The following is a 19,786-nucleotide window of genomic DNA, read 5'->3' as shown; positions in this document are numbered from 1 at the left end:
CAAAAGTAATCATTATATTTATAAGTAGGGGTGCTTTGAGAAAAAAAATATATTTTTTCTTTCATAACCGGCAAACTGCTTTTTTATTTCCTCAAAAAATATAAAATGTATTAATTTAGTTGTCTTTTTGATACTTTTGTCTTATTTTTGTTTACCTCGAACTGCAACTTAAATCCTTTACCCCCGGTTCACGGGTCTTATTCACCTCCTGTAGTTCAACCAAATAAAACATAATTCACTTGATATGGAAAATAAAAAGTATAGAAATTTCATTCTGCGTAATTATAATGATCTGCCTCAACTGAGTGCTTTATCCGATGAAGAACGGGAAGCCATTGGAGTGGTGGGCAGGGTATTGCCATTTAAGGCGAATAACTATGTGGTGGAAGAACTCATCGACTGGAACAATGTTCCCGAGGACCCTATCTTCACGCTGACCTTTCCCCGGGAAGAGATGCTATCGAAAACCCATTATACGCAGGTGAAAAAGCTGATTGATGCGAACGATGAGGAGGGATTGAAAAAAAAGGTCTATGATATCAGGATGGAACTGAATCCCAATCCCGCGGGACAGGAACACAATGTGCCGATGGTAGACGGGATGAAATTGCATGGTATGCAGCATAAATACCGTGAGACGGTGCTCTTCTTTCCCAGCCAGGGACAGACATGCCATGCTTATTGCACTTTCTGTTTCCGGTGGCCCCAGTTCTCCGGTATGAACGAACTGAAATTTGCGATGAAAGAGGCAGATCTGCTTCATAAGTATCTGCTGAGACATCCTAAAGTGTCGGATGTCCTTTTTACAGGAGGCGATCCGCTTACTGCGAAAGCCAGTATCATGTCGGCTTATATAGAACCTCTTCTCACAAAAGAGTTTTCTCATATCCGCAATATACGTATAGGGTCGAAGACGCTGGCCTACTGGCCCTACCGGTTCCTGACGGACAAAGATGCCGACGATATGCTACGCTTATTCGAAAAGGTGAAAAAGGCAGGTAAGCATCTCGCTTTTCAGGGGCACTTCAATCATCCGGTGGAACTCTCTACGGATGCGGTGAAACAGGCTATCGAAAGGATACTCAATACCGGCGCACAGATCAGAACACAGTCGCCGCTGTTGCGTCATATCAATGATGATCCGAAGGTGTGGGCCGATATGTGGAAAGAACAGGTCAGACAGGGATTGATCCCCTATTATATGTTCGTCGCACGGGATACGGGTTCCAAAACATTCTTCGAAGTGCCGCTGGAAAAAGCGTGGAATATTTTCAGAAAGGCTTACCGTAACGTAAGCGGTATCTGCCGCACTGTCCGGGGTCCGAGTATGAGTGCAAACCCGGGAAAAATACAGGTGCTGGGTGTGACAGAGGTCAAAGGGGAAAAAGTATTCGTGCTTCGTTTTCTTCAGTGTCGCAATCCTGATCTGGTGGATATCCCTTTCTTTGCAAAATACGATAAAAAAGCGACCTGGTTTGATGACCTCAAACCGGCCTTTGGAGAAGAGAAGTTTTTCTTTCAGAAAGATAGTCCTTTAGGAAGAGATGAGAAAGATACCGATTTCATATGGGAATAAAGGCGGGATATTCTTTGTTTTTTCAATTTATCAACAAAAACGCCAATGTTTTAAATAATTAACATAGAATTAGCTGATTTATTATTTATTTTGCTGCCTAAAGCAGCTCGTTTGTAGAAAATGAAGTTGCCTGTAAATTGAATATTATATGGGTAGGATCATAGCGCTGGCGAATCAGAAGGGAGGGGTGGGTAAAACCACCACCACGATTAATCTAGCGGCATCGCTTGCCGCATTGGAAAAAAAGGTATTGGTGGTAGATGCTGATCCGCAGGCGAATGCCTCCTCCGGTCTGGGTATCGATATTAAAAAAGCTACGAATACGATTTATGAAGGGTTGATCGGTAAATGTACCCCCGACGAGGCGGTACAACGTACACCCTTTGAAGATATCGATATCATCTCTTCACATATCAATCTGGTAGGAGCCGAACTGGAGATGGTGCAGATGGAAAACAGGGAGAAAAGGCTCCGCGATCTTTTGCAGCCGGTAAGCGGTCGGTATGATTTCATCCTGATCGATTGTTCACCTTCATTGGGCATCATTACGGTAAACGCGCTTACCGCCGCCGATTCGGTTTTGATACCTGTACAATGCGAATATTTTGCCCTCGAAGGATTAAGCAAGCTGCTGAATACCATAAAGATCATCAAGTCGAAGCTGAATACCAGACTTGAGATAGAGGGTTTTGTCCTCACTATGTATGATTCCCGTCTGCGTCTTCATAATCAGATATACGAAGAGGTGAAACACCATTTCAAAGAGTTGGTATTTACAACGGTTATTCAGCGTAACATTACACTCAGCGAATCACAGAGCCATGCCAAGCCGGCGCTTATGTACGATGCCGGTTCCCGTGGGGCGACTAATCATATACAGCTTGCGCAGGAACTGATCGAAAAAAATCCCTGACTTTCTCCTATCATCCAATGGAGATCCTTATCCGTCTGTGTAGTTTGTATGCGATTGATTTATTTGTTACATACAGGTAGGGGGAACGTATAGGGCTAAAGTAATTACCTCAATCATGCCGGTTTCAAAAGAAAATCATGTAAATTTGTACTCTTTACGGGATAGATTATGGCGAAAAAGAATGCATTAGGAAGAGGATTAGATGCGTTGATCACCTTCAACGACGGTGAAACACAGGGTTCTTCTTCCATCAGTGAGGTGGAGCTTGACAAGATTGTTCCCAACCCCGATCAACCGCGCAGGGTATTCGATGAGGAAGCATTACGGGAATTATCCGCTTCCATCAAATCGATCGGTGTTATTCAACCTGTCACGTTAAGAAAACTGGATGACGACACCTATCAGATCATTGCCGGTGAGCGTCGTTACCGTGCTTCTCAGATGGCGGGATTATCCACCATTCCGGCCTATATTAAGATGGCTGAAAATGATGAGATCATGGAGATGGCGTTGATTGAGAATATCCAGCGCGAAGATCTTAATTCGATCGAGATCGCCCTGGCATATCAAAACCTGATCGACACCCTCTCCCTCACACAGGAGCAGCTAAGCGAAAGAGTGGGAAAGAAGAGGACGACCGTCACCAATTATCTGCGCCTGTTGAAACTTCCGGCAGAGGTGCAGATGGGTGTAAAAAACAAAAAGATCGACATGGGGCATGCCCGTGCTCTGATCACTATGAACGATCCGGTGGGGCAACTTTCTCTCTATAACCTGATCCTCGAAGAAGGGTTATCGGTCCGGAAGGTAGAGTCGGTGGTGAAGGATTTTAACGAAGGAATCCCCCTTCAACAACTGAAAACCCCGGACAGCAGAAAGACCAAACCCGGAAAATCCGGTGTGAGACCACAATCGTCCGATGATTTTGATGCGTTAAAACAACATCTTTCCTCTTATTTCCAGACCGATGTGCAGTTCAGTTATAACAGGCAGGGGAAAGGAAAGATCACTATTCCTTTCGATTCGCCGGAAGACCTGGAGCGCATTATTGTCATGTTTGATAAAATGAAAAAATAATCGCCGATGATGAATGTGTCCGGAATCCTTATTTGTCTGTCGATCCTCTTTTACGCAGTGGATATCCAGGGGCAGGTCCATTCACCGGAACACCCGCAGGACAGTGTCCCTCTACTGCCAAAGGACTCAACTCTCCTCCAGGTATCCGACTCCGTCTCGATTAGCCGGAAAAACGGCAAAAATACGTCCGGGAAGCAGGATTCCGTCCGCATAAAGGCAGACCAATCGCTCATCGAGATTACTTCCGACAAATTTTTCGCACCTTCCTACATGTTCAGCCCCTCCCCACGGAAAGCGGTTATCTATTCGGCCATCTTACCGGGCCTGGGGCAGATCTATAATCGTAAATACTGGAAATTGCCGATCCTGTACGGTGGTGTGGCAGGGGTAACGTACGCTATCTCATGGAATAACGGTTACTACCGGGATTATCTGGGGGCGTATCAGGACATTATGGACGATAATCCCGAAACCATACGCTGGCACAATATGCTGCCCTATGGACAGGATCCGGAAACAGTAGACACTCAATGGTTTACGGATTTGTTGCAGCAACGAAAGGATTATTACCGCTATTACAGGGATCTGAGTATTATCGCCACAGTTGCAGTCTATTTTATATCCATCGTAGATGCCTATGTGGATGCGCAGTTGTTCGATTTCGACATGAGCCCCGATTTGTCAATGCGTGTGACCCCCGCTATCATCAGGGAAGAGAGGGCTCATAACCTGGGAAACTCCTCCTATGGAGTGCAATGGAGTTTTAATTTTTAACTGTAAAAGAACATGGTTCATCCTTCCGGGGTGAGCGATTTATTGGTATGAAAAGAACTATTTTGATTGCATTGATAACTGTCTGGGGCGGATTGAGCATTATGGCCCAGGAGACCCCACCTGCTGATCTGGAGAACATTCAGGATAGTATGATTGTCTATCCGGAAAGCATGATGGAGAAACTGAGCGACCTGTTACGTAATTGGCAGCTCGACCTCTCGAATGCCGAAGTCGATTGTAAAAGGGGACAGAATATTACTTTTCACGATTCAGTCTATCTGAAGCGACTTCACAACCTCCCTTCCGAGATGGAACTCTCATTCAACAGTGTGGTGAAGAGCTATATAGAGATGTATGCTGTCCGGAAAAGGGAACAGGTGAGTTATATGCTGGCGCTGGGAGACTATTACTACCCGATGTTCGAGCAGGCGCTGGACAGTCACGGACTCCCACTGGAGTTAAAATATCTGCCTGTAATTGAATCGGCCCTGAATCCTGTGGCTGTTTCCCGCGCGGGAGCTACCGGATTATGGCAGTTTATGCTACGCACAGGAAAGGGCTACGGGTTAGAAGTGAACAGCTTGGTGGATGAAAGGCGCGATCCCTATAAATCGACGGACGCCGCTGTACGTTATCTGAAAGACCTGTATGCCATCTATGGCGACTGGAATTTAGTGATCGCTGCCTACAACTGCGGGCCGGGGAATGTGAACAAAGCAATTGCCCGAAGCGGTGGTAAACGTGATTATTGGGAAATTTATTACTTTCTGCCGCGGGAAACAAGGGGATATGTGCCTGCCTTCATTGCAGCCAACTATATTATGAGTCATTATGCAGATCACAATATCTGTCCGGCACACTCTTCTTCCCTGACAACCATTGCGCTCGATACGGTGCAGGTAAACGAAAGGATACACCTGGAACAGATAGCAGGAGTACTGGATATTCCTGTGAGCGAATTGCGGAGACTGAATCCTCAGTTCAGGAAGGATGTGATACCGGGCGATTTCAGAGCGTACGCCCTGGTACTTCCCTCAGAAAAGATGTATGCATTTATTGATAAAAACGACACCATCGTAAATTACGAAAAGGGACGGTATTTTACACACAGGGCCAATACCGACGGCTTCCTGGATGGTTCCGTTTCATCGGTATCGGGAAATACAGCCAATGTCTATTACCGGGTAAAAAAAGGGGATAATCTCTCTGCCATTGCCAGGAGGAACGGTACGACTGTTACCCTGATCAAGTCATGGAACGGACTCCGTTCCAACAGGATCGATATCGGAAAACAGTTGATTGTAGGGCAAAAGGAGGTGGCGCCTGAGGCTGATCAGCAGCAGTTGGTGCAAGTCTCTTCAAACAACCCGGATGGCGAAACCCAGACTATAAACCGGTACTATCGGGTCAGGAAAGGTGATACACTCGGGGAGATCGCACGGAAGAACGGTGTTCAGGTAGCACAACTTCAATCCTGGAACGGATTAAGGTCCTCCAGTATCGGTATTGGGGATCAGCTGATTATCGGGAAAAAGGCCGTTGCTGCCTCCCAGGAGGATCCGGAGTCGGGAAAGAAAGAATACACGCGTGCCGAAACATCCCGTGGGAGTAATATCATTTCTTCCTATCTGCAGGATCAACTCGAAAAGGTAGAGCAGAATAGGACACCGGATGGACAGGAAGAAGAGACGGAGAAATCTGTGGAGACGACTGAAGAGAAGGGAGAAACTGCAACCGTCGAATAGGTTATATCACCACCACTTTTTTTGCAGCGACAGTACCGTCAGCGGTTTTAACCCTCACAATATAGACTCCTTTAGGCAGATGCGCCGATGAATAGGAGGCCCTGTTGATACTTACATCTGCGGTCTCATGATGGATCTTTATTCCCGAGGAATAGAAAATTTCCCACTCGATCAACTCATAGTTCGACTCGATAAATATTCGTTTTACCTCATTGGAATGGTAAACCACCAGTTTAGGTTGTTCTTTTTCCGATTCTACTGATGTGGAAGAGTTCCCCATTACATAAGGTGCGATCAGTAAAGCGGTATTGACAGGATTTTCAATATTCTCCGACGATCTTACCCATTCCGATCCGTTTTTCATCCATGCCGTGGAGATGATCCCCGATCCTATTTTTCTGGGTTCCGCGTTGAATGCGGAAAAGCCCGAAGGCACCCCGTTCATGTCGTAGTAGGATATATAGAATGATCCCGAAACAGTTACAGGCTCGTCAAATTCGATATAATTCTCCACATTGTAGTTCATATTGCGGGGGGCATCCGGAAAATCGGAATTGCTGAAATAATACCTGTAACTGTAATTATAGGGTTGTTCATAAAGAAGGCGTTCCGGCCCGTTTTCCCCGGCGTAAATCCTGATCCTGATGTTCATGTCCGAAATACCGCTAACGGCGGGGGAGGAGAAAAAGACACCCCGTAACTGTACGTTGGTTCTGGCATAAAACTGCTCTGCGAATTCCGTATAGCCGAAAGTGTTATTGGTCGAGAACAGGGGTACGGATTGAAAGTGGTATTTTACCGCTTTGTCATCTGATTTGAAATTATGGCTTTTTGTAAAAGGCTCTTGTGCATGAGGATTAAAACCCACTATTTGAAGGGCTTGTGATCCCTCAGGATCAAGATAATAGTTTATTGAGTTGGGATTATCGAGTGACTCCGGCACATTCCAGAATTTGAAAAGGGATGCATAAGAATCCGGTCCTCTCGGAGACGAACACATCGATTGACCACCGGTAAGCGTACCCAGTACCCTTTTCTCCCTGTCAAGCAGGGGTGATCCCGAGGAACCTCCTTCGGTGGCTCCGGTATCCCATGCCCTTACTTCCCAAAACGAGTTGGGTTCCTCCAGATTATAATTTGGAAGATCGAACGAACCGAGGCTTAACGGACCTTCGTCTATCGCCACCTTTTTGATCCCTCCGTTGGGGTGATGCAGACCGTGAAACGGCGCTGAGGGAGAAGAACCGGCATTCCATCCCAGATAATAAGGCTGGTATTCCGCCGGAGGAGCCTCTTTCAGCTTCAGCAGGGAGATATCATGCCTTTCGCTGATCAGCACCGAGTCGGCCGAGGCCATAGTCATCTGGAGCGGACCACGGATATCCATATCGCATAGCGGTGAGTTGTAATTGAAAAAGGCGACGATGCTGCCGGCAATGAGATCGTATTTTCTATTCGCGAGAAAACTGGCGTTATAATTACTGTTGAGGCAGTGGGTGGCTGTCAGCAGATAAGGGGTTGCATCTTCCGCCGTATTATTCACAAGGACTCCGGTGCAATAGGTCGTTCCGTTGATGATCAATCCCACCACGCCGCTTCCGGGCTGAATATCTTCGGGATAGCAGACCAGATTGGGATGGCAATTCTGTGCCGGGTCTCTTGGCTCGGTAGCCCTGAAAATCCCCAGAAAATCGTGATTTACCTCACCTATTTCAATCTCTCCGTTGAAGGTCGCTTCCAACGGTTCCTGATATTCCACGATCAGCTCATCGCCTCCGACAGGCTGTACGGGAAGCAGGTTCAGTTCCGTGTTGTTTTTTTCCGTATAGGAGCCCAGTATCTCCGACTGATCGGAGCTGTAGACAAATAACCCGGCTTGCGGCGGCAACCTGAATTTCGAAAAGAGGATATTCAGTGAGGAAGCACCTTTGGAGCGGATCCCGACACGCCATACCTTCATATTGCCGGACACGAACGTAATCCCTGAATTGTCGGGGCGGAGAAGAGTATGAAATTTATGGGCGAACTCCAGGCTTTTGAAGTCCGTCTGATCTTGTTGAGCTTGCCGTAATGCCGCCTTTTCATCAAAGGAGGGCATCTCCACGAAGAGATCTGCGGCCGGACCCACAGACCTTGCCCCTATACCGGCGTGAAGCGGAAGCGGCTTGCCCCCGTAACTGATCTGACCCGAAACGGTATGGAAGAGAAAACAGAAAATAAATAGAAGACTGCTCTTCAGGATAGATTGGAAAGAGTTGGGGACACTTCTCATGAATGCGAATCAATTTCAAAAAAACGTTCAATTACATTAGACTATTTAAATTCATTCTACTATTTCTCGCTATGGCATAGCTCAAATAAATTGGATCTCTACTCATACAGCTTTCGAAATAGTTCTCGCAACGACATAATCCAAGCAAGCTTGTCTTCTGTTCGTATTGCTTAACGAAAATAGTTGCTGCAAATGTAAGGTTTTTTAAGGAATAGACGTAATTTTGCACCAATTATTTGTATAGGAAAGGACAGTCGTATGAAGAGTTTTTTGGATGAGAAAGCAGATCGATATAACAATATTTCATTTATTGAAAATGACCCTATATCTGTTCCCCACTTATTTTCCGGCAGGCAGGATCGTGAAATCATGGGTTTCTTTGCGGCAATACTGGCATGGGGACAGCGAAAAACGATCATTGCCAAATGCCGTGAACTGGCAGGGAGGTTCGGAAGTGAACCTTACCGTTTTATCATGGAACATAGCGATGAGGACCTGAAAGGTCTGCTCGGTTTTGCACATCGTACTTTTAACGATACCGACCTGCTCTATTTTGTGGATTTCCTTCAACGGCACTATTCCCGCTACGCTACACTGGAAAATGCATTTCTGGACAAAGGGGTTTTCAATTCGGCGGAAGATTCGCTGATCCGGTTTGAACAGACATTTTTCGCTGATCCCTACGCCCCGCAACGGACCCGGAAGCATGTGGCGACTCCCCGCCGTAACTCAGCCTGCAAGAGGATCAATATGTTCCTGCGCTGGATGGTGAGGAGTGATGACAGAGGGGTGGATTTCGGTATTTGGGACCGGATCCCGCAGAGTGCGCTGATCTGTCCTATCGATCTTCATGTGGACAGGGCGGCACGCCGTCTGGGTTTGATCACCAGGAAACAGACCGACTGGAAGACCGCTCTTGAGCTTACCGGAAATCTCCGGTTGCTGGATCCTTCTGATCCGGTGAAATACGACTTTGCCCTTTTCGGGTTATCTTTGGAGAACGGATGGTAGGTGTGCGGAACTACCTTGCCTGCCTTTTCCGAAAAAGGATCCCTTCGTTTCCCCCTTCCTTAGTAGTAATGCGTGGTTGTGCGGTTGATCCGGGAATAAAATCGTGACGGTACATGTTGAAAAAGAGCAATAGCAAAGAAATCAGCAACGGCCCGAAAATAATACCCCAGAATCCGAACATTGCAAGGCCCATGATCACACCGAAAAAAGTGATCAACGGGTGAATATTGGCCAGTCTTTCTTGCAATACAAACCGGAGAATGGTATCGGATCCCCCGATGATGAGCAGCCCGTAGCAAAGCAGAAGGATCCCTCTCATGATATCGCCCTGTACCAATGCCGAAACTCCGATCGGCAACCATACCAGGGAAGTGCCTACTACGGGGATGATAGTAGTACAAGCTACCAGTACGGCATATACAAGAGGATTGCTTACGCCAAAGGAGAGATATCCTACATACGCCAGTATTCCCTGCGTGATAGCAACCACCGGAATGCCGATGGCATTCGCCTGGACAATCGACTTTGTCTCTTCCCGGAGGATCTGTTTGTTCTCCTGGCTGAAAGGGAGCATCTCATTGCTGGCCTTTTCCAATGACTGATAGCTTACCAGCATGAAATAAAGCAGAAAAATCGCAATAATACCATTGATGATCATCGAACTCAACCCTGAAACCAGTGTCTGCATGATGGTGGATCCGGCCCGGGGGACAAAGGAAAGATTCTCAGGAGTGAACAAGGCGATCCCGATACGATCTTCAATATTCTCGGACAATTCTGTTATGGTTCTCATGATCTGTGCGGGATCTATGTTTATTCCCGAAATAGTGTCGGCTGCAAGAAAGCCAAACCCGGTGAGCGGGATCAGGATAAATATAGTGGTTCCCAATACAATGACCGATGCACTTAATCCTTTTCTCCAGTTATATTTCTCCACCAGTTTAACCATCTGCCCCTTCAGGAGCATGAAAAGGGTGAAAGCACCGAAAAAGCTTCCCAGATAGGGTTGCAGCTCTTTGAAAATGATAATTGACAAGAGCAGGATCAACCCTAAAAGGACAAAACGCTGGTATCGGTTCTTTCTTTCTGACATCACGCCTCCTCTCCAAATTCCATCAGATAGGCTTTGATAAACTCATCCAGGTCGCCGTCCATTACACCTGTCACATCGGATGTCTGGTAGTTGGTACGATGGTCTTTTACACGGCGATCGTCGAATACATAACTACGGATCTGGGATCCCCATTCGATCTTCTTTTTGCCCGCTTCGATGACCGCCTGTGCTGCACGGCGTTTTTCCAGTTCTATTTCATAGAGCTGCGACTTGAGCAAACGCAGGGCGTTCTCCCGATTGCCCATTTGCGAACGGCTTTCGGTGTTTTCAATCACTATCTCCTGTTCTTCTCCCGTATCGGGATCTTTATACTGGTAGTGCAGGCGTACACCCGTTTCTACTTTGTTCACGTTCTGTCCCCCTGCTCCTGACGAACGGAAAGTATCCCAACTCAGATTGGCAGGGTTCACTTCTATCTCGATGGAATCGTCCACCAACGGCACCACAAATACCGACGCGAACGAGGTCATACGTTTCCCCTGGGCATTGAAAGGAGATACGCGTACCAGCCTGTGCACACCGTTCTCGCTTTTCAGAAAGCCGTATGCCAGATCACCCTCCACCTGCAGGGTAGCCGTCTTGATGCCGGCATCGTCGCCATCCTGCCAGTTGGTGACGGTAGTTTTGTAATTTTTGCTTTCGCACCAGCGCTGATACATGCGGAAGAGCATGGAAGCCCAGTCCTGGCTTTCCGTGCCGCCGGCACCAGCGTTGATTTTTAAGACTGCGCCCAGTTGATCCTCCTCACGGCGGAGCATGTTCTTCAACTCCAGTTCTTCGATCAATTGAAGTGCCTGGATGTAATGGGCGTCCACTTCCTCTTCCGACACAATTCCCTCCTTTGCGAAGTCGAATGCCAGCTGGAGCTCTTCCGCGGCAGACTTTACTTCCTGGTAGGCACTGATCCAGTACTTCAGCTCACGCACCACCTTCATCTGTTGTTCAGCCGCTTTGGCATCGTTCCAGAAATCGGGCGATTGAGTGCGTAACTCTTCTTCTTCTAATTGGATACGCTTTGCATCGACGTCAAAGATACCCCCTCAGCGCGTCCTCGCGCTCCAACACATCTTTTAGTTGGTCTGTCGTTATCATATTGTAAGTTTTTTCTGTTGTTGAATTCAGGGCGCAAAGTTACAAAAAGATCATGAAACCCCATTGGGTGATCAATGGCTGTATGGTTAACCCGAAGGTCTTGAATATACGACAGTTACACATTGATAAGTCAATAGTCCCTTATTGTCGTATAAAGAGATGCAGCTTTTCGCCGGTTTTCAACAGGGATCCTATTTGCGGATTCCACTCTTTCAGCTGTTCGACCGAGCATCCGTATTGTCTCGAAATGGAATAAAGCGTCTCCCCGCTTTTTACCGTATGGCTTTTAGGCGGGGCGGGAATTGCCGGACTCTCGTCCCTTAAAGCCATATCACGGTTTGCCCGGAGAGTATCTTTTCCCTGCCCTTTCCCGTTCGTGCCGGTCCGGTAATCTGTGAGAGGCGGGTTTTTCTGCGGATCGGTTTGCACAAGAACAACAATCCCATCCCTGTCCCCCGGACGATCTTCCGTCTGCCCTTCGGCAACGGCGGAGCCCGTTGTTTCCTTCTTTTTCGGGGGAGCAACTTCCGGAATATCCTGATAGAGCGGTTTATTATTTGTCGTGGCGGGAGAAACGGCATACTGTTTTTTGTCCGGTAACGGGTTTCGTCGCGTCACATACGACGCATTCTCCTCCAACACCCTTCCGCCACGTAAATAGCGTGATGCATAGTATGGTTCCCTAGAGGAAGAGATAATCACTCCACTGGTGGTGGAGGCATGGATAAATTTGAATTGACCGTTGGAAAATGCTTCCGTTACTATTCCCACATGTCCGACTCTTCCGTTTTTTCTGTTTCCTTCAAAAAAGACAAGGTCTCCCCTACGAAGCTCCTCTCTTCTGGCGATAGTGGGGATTTGCCTGTCCTGCCCCGCGGAACTGGGATCTAATCTATAACCGAATTTCCTGAATACAAAAGAGGTATAACCTGAACAATCAAAAGAGTTGGGGCCTTTCCCCGTATAGCGGTAGGGCTTGCCAAGGTATTGCCTGCCATATTGAATGATATCGTCCTGTAAAGTCGCAGATGTTTTGTTACCGGAGACGGTTGTTCTTCCTGCCCCGCATGAGGCCAGGATGAGTGATATGATTGCCAGTGAAACGGCTTTCAACCAGCCGTTGCCCTTATATGCCGTAGTAAACACGCCGTATAGTAACATATATATTGAACAAAAATAAACAAAATCATTGTTTTAACAGATATACTTCTTGTTTTTTAACACCAGGTCCCTACAGAAAGGGCCCGGGGAGAGAAAAAATCGTATCTTTGGGGCCTGAAATTGAACATAAAAAATAGAAACAAACAATAATGGAGTCATTAAAGAATATCGTCTTTGATTTCGGCGGGGTATTGATCGATTGGAACCCGGTGTATCTTTACCGGGAGATTTTCGACACAGAAGAAGAGATGAATTATTTCCTGGAGCATGTATGCCGTTATGACTGGAATCTGTTGCAGGATGCGGGACGTCCTCTGGCGGAGGCTACCCGGATCTTACAGGAGCAACATCCTGAATACCGTGAAAAGATAGCCATGTATTACGGTCGATGGGATGAGATGCTGGGAGGAACGATCGAAGAGAACGTTATGTTGATCAAGCCTCTGAAAAAGAAATATAAAGTGTACGGTCTCACCAACTGGTCGGCCGAAACGATTCCTCTTGCCATGGAGCGTTACGATTTTTTCAATGATCTGGATGGAATGGTTGTTTCCGGCGCGGAAAAAACGGTAAAGCCCGACCCGCAACTCTACCTGATCCTGTTGGAGCGCTATGGGATACAGGCCGGGGAATCATTGTTTATCGATGATAACTATGCTAATATCGAGACGGCACAACAGTTGGGGTTCCAAACGATCCATCTTCCCGGTGGGCTTCATCTGGAAAAGACGCTGAAAGCGCGGGGTGTTTTATAATTCTCCGTTTTAGAATATCACTTCCGTCCAGCGGATATCGGACAGGATCACGTCCGGCGTTCCTGTGTTTCCCATCGAGAACACCATCCTTGCCTGCGTATCGGATTGTGTTGCCGTAAACATCAACTCATACTGCGTCTCTTTCTTGTCGATGGTGAATGTTTGCCCCGCGTAACTCGTCCACGGGTCGGAAGCTTTGGAAAAACGAAAATCGATCATTTTTGCATCGCTGTCCGGGGAAAAGGCCCGGAAACTCACCAGGTATGTTTTCCCTTGCTCCATATTCAATCCGTCTTTGATGAGCTGAACGTGCCATACTTCCGTTCCCGGTTTAACGATACCAATCGTTGCTTTATTGCCCGAAAAGGTTACGGTGGATGAAGCCGATGCGTCGTTGTTATACAGAATCCATCCGGCGTTGCTGTTACCGGTGAAGTCCGATGAATATAGGATCCTATAAGATGGGGAGAACGGCTCCGGAATAGGATTCTTAAGCAGGGCATCTGCCAGATCGGTACGGTACGAACCTGTTTTCGGGTCGAAAATACCGAAACTTGCATTCCATTCCCAGTATGCCCAGCTGAAGTCCTGTTGTTCGAACCAGCGCGCCAGATATTGTGTCCATCGGATTCGTGAATCTATATCTGCCCGTGAAAATGCGCCGAACTCCCCTATGTGGACGGGAATATTTTTCTCGCTGGCTATCCGCTTTACTGATTTGAAATCTTCCTGTACCGCTTTACGTTCGTATTCCGTATCGCGCCAGGGAGTTCCCAGCCATGCATCGGAGCCTTCTACCCACTCTGCAGCCTGATGGGTAAACTGGAAAGGATTATAATAATGGATAGTAAGGATAAGGTTCGGATCATCGGGGATGTCGAGTTTTTGTAACGCATTGACTCCGCCCCATTCGGCCACACCCAATAGTACACAGCGCTGGGGATTGCTTTCACGGATGACCTGCAAGGCATCTTTCGAATAGCTGTTCCATAGATTTGCAGTCAGGTTATCGTGCGGTTCGTTCATTATTTCGAAAAGCAGGCTGTCGGGATACTCTTTGAAATGATCGGCAATCTGTTGCCATTGCGACAGGAAGCGCGCTTTTTGTCCTGCAGGATCGGCATAGAGTGCGTCATGATGGTGCATATTGATAATAACATGGAGCTTGTTTTTCAATGCTTCATCCACTACCGATTGAATGGTTCTCATGAATTCGGGGTAAATGGTATAGGGAGTGGATGCCATACTCCGATCTTCCCTTTCCCATCGGATAGGGATCCGCACATGATTGAACCCGAGGTCGGCTATGCGCTTTAAATCCTCCGAATCGAAAGGCGACTGCCAGGAGGGCATCGCCTCGAAAGTATTGCCGATATTCATTCCCCGCTCCAATCGTTTGTTTAGTTCGTGAGCCGTTGCCCACGATGACTCTTTTCCCGATTGCTCAGGGGTAGTATTGCTACAGTTCAACAGCGCCAAAAACAGCGCCGGAAGCAGATACAGATTCATCTTTTTCATTTTTAAAAAATAGAATGTTGAAATTTCTATCGGTTGTATTTATATCGGTATCTCAAAGAGATTTTATTTTTCTATTTCAATAATCATAGGATGATTTGTTAGCAATAACGGCAAACTATTTGCTTTATTCAATATTTTAATTGGTAAGACACCTACAGTGGGATTGTATATTTTTACCGTTTTATGTTGTTTTCCGAACTTCACGGTAACACTGTCCGTTCCCCCCGCAAATCGCTCACCCCACAACACAAGATAAAAATGTCCGTCACTTTTTTGTAACAGTAAATCATGTGTGGTATCAGGTTGATCAGGGATGGTATAATCCAATACACCCAATTTTGGAACAGATTTATTATCCGCTAAAATCGTTGTGAAATTATGCAAATAATGAGCAGCTTGCTTAGGTTGGTTATCCAGCGTATAAAAAGCAAATGCTTCATGATCCGGTTCATTTGCCCGTCCCTTTAATAAGTAAATTGCCGTATGTTTCCAACCTTGTTTATATTGAGATAAATATAGATTTAAATACAAACGGGCTTGAATTTCTTCCGTTACTCCTTCTTTTTCATGAATGGCGTATCCTGTTTCTGTAGTAACGCGAGGCAAAGTTTTTAATTTATCTTCCGAATAGCCGGGAAATTTTTTCGCCCAGGTCAAACCATAATTGGCATATAATCCGTCAACAGGGCAATCTTCCGTAGGCGAAGCACTCAGCCATGTTTGATTATCGTGTAGGCCGGACCAAGCCGGATGCACTATGTAATTGTGACAATTAGCATAATCGGCATATTGCGTTCCCGCAGGCATCAATGTATTTGCACTTTCGGGAATAATTAAAAATTGTAATCCTGCATTATCCGTTTGCGCTCCACTTTCACTGATTGCAAACAGGATAATCTTTTAAGACAGGATCTTCTTTCACGGCTTTATAAAGATCCCTGTGCAAATTGGCGATAGGTATCCATGAATTTCTTCCGCCACCTTTTTCACCCTGATAGGTTATTGCCCAATTATTTGGCTCATTCGCGCCTTCGATAGCAAGCAAAGCGCCTGCCTCTGCCAATTGCCCCGACTCTGTAATAAGTCTGTCTATATTATTCCCTCCGCTGAGTAATCCAAAACTTAAAAGTACATTTGTTTGTCGGTGCAACCGGATAAAATCTTCCGCCGGTACATCGTCTTCATAACCTACACGCAGCCATCTCAGTCCGGTATATTTTACATTTTCAATGGTCTCATTCAAATTCTCACCCCTACGTGAAACGGATGAACAAGCTCCTAAACTGTTTAAAAAATCATTAGCGCTAATTGCTTTTGTTCCTTTTGCCTCAACCTCTGCACACAAAAGAGCAAATAGAGAGAATAAAATGAATATTTTTCGTTTCATACGATTATTATGCATCGTCACTTCTTATTTCCAAAAATAATGGAATTATATTATATCACAAAACTTTTCATTTCGAAAAGGCTTATGAGTAGGTTGTATGGATTTATACTAAAACAAACGCAACTGCTCTGGTTTGGTCTTTGGAGGTTTCTTTTCTATGATTTCCGTTAAGGAAACGGGTATTTCTCCAACAAATCTTGACAGGGTCTTATTTTCTGTCCGGTTGAAATTTTTCCTCTTCAGGGAATTTGTAATAAACAAATGATCCTTGGCACGGGTAAGGGCGACATAAAAAAGTCTTCTTTCTTCTTCGATATCAATGTTATTCCTCAACAAAGGAGTTACTCCTTCTTCGGCTCCTGCAATAAATACAACCGGATACTCAAGCCCTTTGGAAGCGTGAAACGTCAACAGGGTTACCGCATCGGTTCTCAGGCGTGCCACATCGGTATAGGTATCCAGCAAAATCTTATGCAGAAACTGTTCCAGATCTCCTTCGTATTCCCCGGCGATGTGGAGGATGGTTTCTTTACGGATAATTCCCGTATCATCCAGGGTTTCATCAGGGATAAATTTTTCAGAAATAAACGACACAACGCCTGCTGCTCCTTGCTTTGCAAAAATTGCTTCTCCTTCTTTTCCAAAAAGAGAAAGAAAACGCGCTTCTTCGGGATACGATAAAAGAAATTCCTGCCTCTCTTTTTTGTTCATGTTGAAACCATGCCTGAGTACACTGTCTAATGCGATAATATCTTTCGGATAGAGATACAGCTTTATTACATCGGTTATGAGATGGAACGGATAGGTTTCCAGAAAAGAAGAAGCATCACCGAAACGTACCGGTATGCCCGATTGTTTAAATGCGGTAAGCAAAGCCTGGCCTATGGTACGGGTACGAAACAGCACCGCCATATCAGAGAAGCCGTATTGACCATCCTGATGGGTATTATTCCCGATAAGGTTATGGAATCCCCCGACCAGTTTTTCAATTTCTCCGGCGATAAAGGCCGCTTCTTTATATTCGTCGTCTGCACTGAAGAGGCGGATTTTTTCCTTGCCGGGTTTATGGGCAATCAGCCGGATATCCTTACGCTGAAGATTGTTACGGATAAGACTGGTTGCCGATTCCACAATAAAACCCGAAGAACGGTAATTCTGCTGAAGTGAGATTTCTTTTGCACCAAAATCCTCACTGAATTGAAAAAACAATCTTACATCCGACCCACGGAAACCGTAAATACTTTGGTCCGGGTCACCAATTGCCAGCATATTTTTATCTTTCCCCAACAGCTTTAAAAATTCATATTGCAGGGGATTGATATCCTGCAGTTCATCCACGGCAATGGATTGGTAACGGTTCCGGAAAATCTCCAACCACTCCGGTTCCGTACGCCATAGCCTGACGACTGCACCGATAATATCGGCCAGGTCGATTCCGCCGTTTTGCAGCATGAAACTTTGATATGCCGCAGCGATTTCCTGTAGCTCACCTGCATCTTCCGGACAGTTTTTCTCGAAATATTCCTTCAGTTGGGTTGACAGGCTTTTCAGCGTCTTTTCTTCTTTGCCGGAGAAAAGCATACCCAGGATGATTTCACGGCTTTCGTCGTCATAAACTATATGCAGGTTTTCATAACGTTCCTGCAATATGGCAAAACAGAGCGAGTGGAAGGTTCCCAGGGTAATTCCTCTTGACGCTTCTTTCAGAAGAATAAACAGGCGGTCTTTCATTTCATCGGCTGCCTTATTGGTAAAAGTAACAGCCAGTATTTCCTCCGGAAGTATCTTTCCCTTTTGGATGCAATGGGCGATCCAACTGATCAGTGTTTTGGTCTTTCCTGTACCGGGCCCAGCCGTAACCAATACAGCCCCTTCTGTTTCGCAGGCGGCCTGTTGTTCCGTATTTAAGGAAGAGGTATCAGCGGATTCTTTCAGATCGGTTAAGGGTGTTTTCTTCGTAATCTCCGTGTCCCTGCTTTCACACCTGGCGGTTTTATCTATGCCAGCCCCTCCAAAGAGGTTCATCTGGCCTGTAAGCTGTTCTATTTCCCCTTCTTTAAAAATTTTAATGATACCGTATTCTCCGTCATATCCACCCTGAGGGTATACTTCGCGGGCCCGCATCCGTTTAATAGCTTCTGCCAGCAACATGCCCGCCTGTTTTTTGATATCTTCGACGGGAACCTCTGTCAGCAGGCTAAACTCATTGCCGAACGAAGATATGGCCTGCTGGAAAAACCGGTTCACCACGTTGCCGGAAGGGGAAGCATTTTTGATTTCGGCAAGTATTTCGGGCAGGGGAATAATATAATGGAACCCCGGTGCCCCCTCCGGTTGTTGCGGCTGCCTGCGGTCGGCTAATTCGAAGACACGGTGCAGCACACCTATAGTGAGTGGCCGTCCGCATTTTGGACAAATATTCTTGTGGCGGATACTTTCTTCCGGTTCAAAGCAGACATTGCACTTGCGATGTCCATCCATATGGTATTTGCCTTCTTCGGGAAAAAACTCATAGGTACCGAGGAATCCTTTCCTTGTTTTTAGTGCATTGAACAGGGCGTAATAGCTTTGTTCTGCATCGAACAAATTGGCTTCTCGTCCCAGTTTTTGCGGAGAATGGGCGTCCGAATTGGACACCAGTGTATATTTGTCAAGCATGCTCAGCCGCCAGTTCATCTCTGGATCGGAAGACAAACCGGTTTCGAGCGCAAAGAGATGGGGAGATAAATCGCCGAAACATTCTTCTATTGTATCGGAACCCGATTTTGAGCCGAAGAGGGAGAACCAGGGTGTCCAGATATGAGCCGGAATAAGATGGGCATCTTCAGAAGTTTCCAGCACGATTTCCAGCAGGTTGCGTGCAGGTAGTCCCAAGATAGGTCTTCCGTCTGCTTCCAGATTCCCTATTTGCGCCAACCTCGCATTAATGCGGGCGACTGTTTCAAAATCCGGGGCATATATACAATTGTGATTTTTGTAAACCTTATCTCCCTGCTTATAAATGGAGCTTATCTCGGAGGTAAGGCAAAACCGTACATCAATGTCCCTGCATCTGAATCCGTCGACCTCTTTTTTCGGGGAATTTTTCAGGCGGAACAAGCCTGTTCCGTCCGGCTCCAGCTTTTCTTTTACCTCTTTAAACCAGAGGGGGTGCGTAAAGTCTCCTGTTCCTACCACGTGAATACCTTTGATGCGTGCCCACTGGAAAAGTGATTCAAGATTCAATTCCTTGCTGGTAGCTCTCGAATAATGAGAATGAAGATGAAGATCGGCAATATAAAACATAGACGTTCTTTTATGTAATTAATTTTCTCCGCCTTACCTTAATCCCCATAGGATAGGAACGCACGGGCGGTAAAGGAGCAAGTTCTGCCAATAAAAAACCGTAGAT

The 19,786-nt window shown here is 46.2% G+C and carries 15 protein-coding genes; 7 read left to right on the top strand and 8 right to left on the bottom strand.

Features of this window, described 5'->3' with window-relative positions; genetic code table 11:
• Positions 1 to 244 precede the first annotated feature (244 nt).
• The 5 genes from Q0502_RS14060 (at position 245) to Q0502_RS14040 (ending at position 6,085) form a co-directional block, all read left to right on the top strand.
• Positions 245 to 1,576, top strand: coding sequence for a lysine 2,3-aminomutase (locus Q0502_RS14060; RefSeq protein ID WP_298651907.1), 1,332 nt, complete (start codon positions 245 to 247; stop codon positions 1,574 to 1,576).
• Between the two features lie 148 nt (positions 1,577 to 1,724).
• Complete coding sequence (locus Q0502_RS14055) at positions 1,725 to 2,489, top strand: AAA family ATPase (protein ID WP_298651904.1); 765 nt, start codon at positions 1,725 to 1,727, stop codon at positions 2,487 to 2,489.
• A gap of 168 nt (positions 2,490 to 2,657) precedes the next feature.
• The gene (locus Q0502_RS14050; protein ID WP_298651902.1) at positions 2,658 to 3,566 is read left to right on the top strand and encodes a ParB/RepB/Spo0J family partition protein; all 909 of its coding nucleotides are present in this window, start codon (positions 2,658 to 2,660) and stop codon (positions 3,564 to 3,566) included.
• Positions 3,567 to 3,572: 6 nt separating this feature from the next.
• Positions 3,573 to 4,340 carry a DUF5683 domain-containing protein gene (locus tag Q0502_RS14045; RefSeq protein WP_298651899.1) on the top strand — a complete coding sequence of 256 codons (768 nt, stop codon included), beginning with the start codon at positions 3,573 to 3,575 and terminating at the stop codon, positions 4,338 to 4,340.
• Positions 4,341 to 4,387: 47 nt separating this feature from the next.
• The gene (locus Q0502_RS14040; RefSeq protein WP_298651896.1) at positions 4,388 to 6,085 is read left to right on the top strand and encodes a LysM peptidoglycan-binding domain-containing protein; all 1,698 of its coding nucleotides are present in this window, start codon (positions 4,388 to 4,390) and stop codon (positions 6,083 to 6,085) included.
• A gap of 1 nt (position 6,086) precedes the next feature.
• Here Q0502_RS14040 and Q0502_RS14035 read toward each other — a convergent pair whose 3' ends face one another.
• Positions 6,087 to 8,357 (bottom strand): trypsin-like peptidase domain-containing protein, encoded by a 2,271-nt coding sequence (locus Q0502_RS14035; RefSeq protein WP_298651893.1) that lies wholly within the window; start codon positions 8,355 to 8,357, stop codon positions 6,087 to 6,089.
• Positions 8,358 to 8,615: 258 nt separating this feature from the next.
• Between Q0502_RS14035 and Q0502_RS14030 the strand changes: the two genes are divergently transcribed.
• Entirely contained in the window at positions 8,616 to 9,368 is a 753-nt protein-coding gene (locus Q0502_RS14030) for a TIGR02757 family protein (RefSeq protein ID WP_298651890.1), read from the top strand.
• A gap of 10 nt (positions 9,369 to 9,378) precedes the next feature.
• Here the strand turns inward: Q0502_RS14030 and Q0502_RS14025 are convergent, their stop codons facing one another.
• The 3 genes from Q0502_RS14025 to Q0502_RS14015 form a co-directional block, all read right to left on the bottom strand.
• Complete coding sequence (locus Q0502_RS14025; RefSeq protein WP_298651887.1) at positions 9,379 to 10,461, bottom strand: AI-2E family transporter; 1,083 nt, start codon at positions 10,459 to 10,461, stop codon at positions 9,379 to 9,381.
• Positions 10,461 to 11,574 (bottom strand): peptide chain release factor 2 gene (gene prfB / locus Q0502_RS14020; RefSeq protein WP_298651884.1). Its coding sequence is split into 2 segments (ribosomal slippage): positions 10,461 to 11,510 and positions 11,512 to 11,574, totalling 1,113 coding nucleotides; the frame shifts between segments, so codons are not numbered across the junction. Before prfB ends, Q0502_RS14025 begins: the two co-directional genes overlap by 1 nt.
• Before the next feature lie 141 nt (positions 11,575 to 11,715).
• Positions 11,716 to 12,735 (bottom strand): NlpC/P60 family protein, encoded by a 1,020-nt coding sequence (locus tag Q0502_RS14015; RefSeq protein WP_298651881.1) that lies wholly within the window; start codon positions 12,733 to 12,735, stop codon positions 11,716 to 11,718.
• A 149-nt stretch (positions 12,736 to 12,884) separates the two neighbouring features.
• Between Q0502_RS14015 and Q0502_RS14010 the strand changes: the two genes are divergently transcribed.
• Positions 12,885 to 13,490 (top strand): HAD family phosphatase, encoded by a 606-nt coding sequence (locus tag Q0502_RS14010; RefSeq protein WP_298651879.1) that lies wholly within the window; start codon positions 12,885 to 12,887, stop codon positions 13,488 to 13,490.
• A gap of 9 nt (positions 13,491 to 13,499) precedes the next feature.
• Here Q0502_RS14010 and Q0502_RS14005 read toward each other — a convergent pair whose 3' ends face one another.
• The 4 genes from Q0502_RS14005 to Q0502_RS13990 form a co-directional block, all read right to left on the bottom strand.
• Positions 13,500 to 14,999, bottom strand: a complete 1,500-nt coding sequence (locus tag Q0502_RS14005) for a cellulase family glycosylhydrolase (RefSeq protein WP_298651876.1) — start codon at positions 14,997 to 14,999, stop codon at positions 13,500 to 13,502.
• A gap of 72 nt (positions 15,000 to 15,071) precedes the next feature.
• Entirely contained in the window at positions 15,072 to 15,815 is a 744-nt protein-coding gene (locus tag Q0502_RS14000) for a hypothetical protein (RefSeq protein ID WP_298651873.1), read from the bottom strand.
• 67 nt (positions 15,816 to 15,882) lie between these two features.
• Entirely contained in the window at positions 15,883 to 16,395 is a 513-nt protein-coding gene (locus Q0502_RS13995; RefSeq protein ID WP_298651869.1) for a hypothetical protein, read from the bottom strand.
• A 108-nt stretch (positions 16,396 to 16,503) separates the two neighbouring features.
• Positions 16,504 to 19,680 carry a UvrD-helicase domain-containing protein gene (locus Q0502_RS13990; RefSeq protein ID WP_298651866.1) on the bottom strand — a complete coding sequence of 1,059 codons (3,177 nt, stop codon included), beginning with the start codon at positions 19,678 to 19,680 and terminating at the stop codon, positions 16,504 to 16,506.
• Positions 19,681 to 19,786 lie beyond the last annotated feature (106 nt).

Source organism: uncultured Proteiniphilum sp. (assembly GCF_937873925.1).
In the GTDB taxonomy this organism is placed as follows: Bacteria; Bacteroidota; Bacteroidia; order Bacteroidales; family Dysgonomonadaceae; genus Proteiniphilum.
This window is presented reverse-complemented; position numbering and strand designations above follow the sequence as displayed.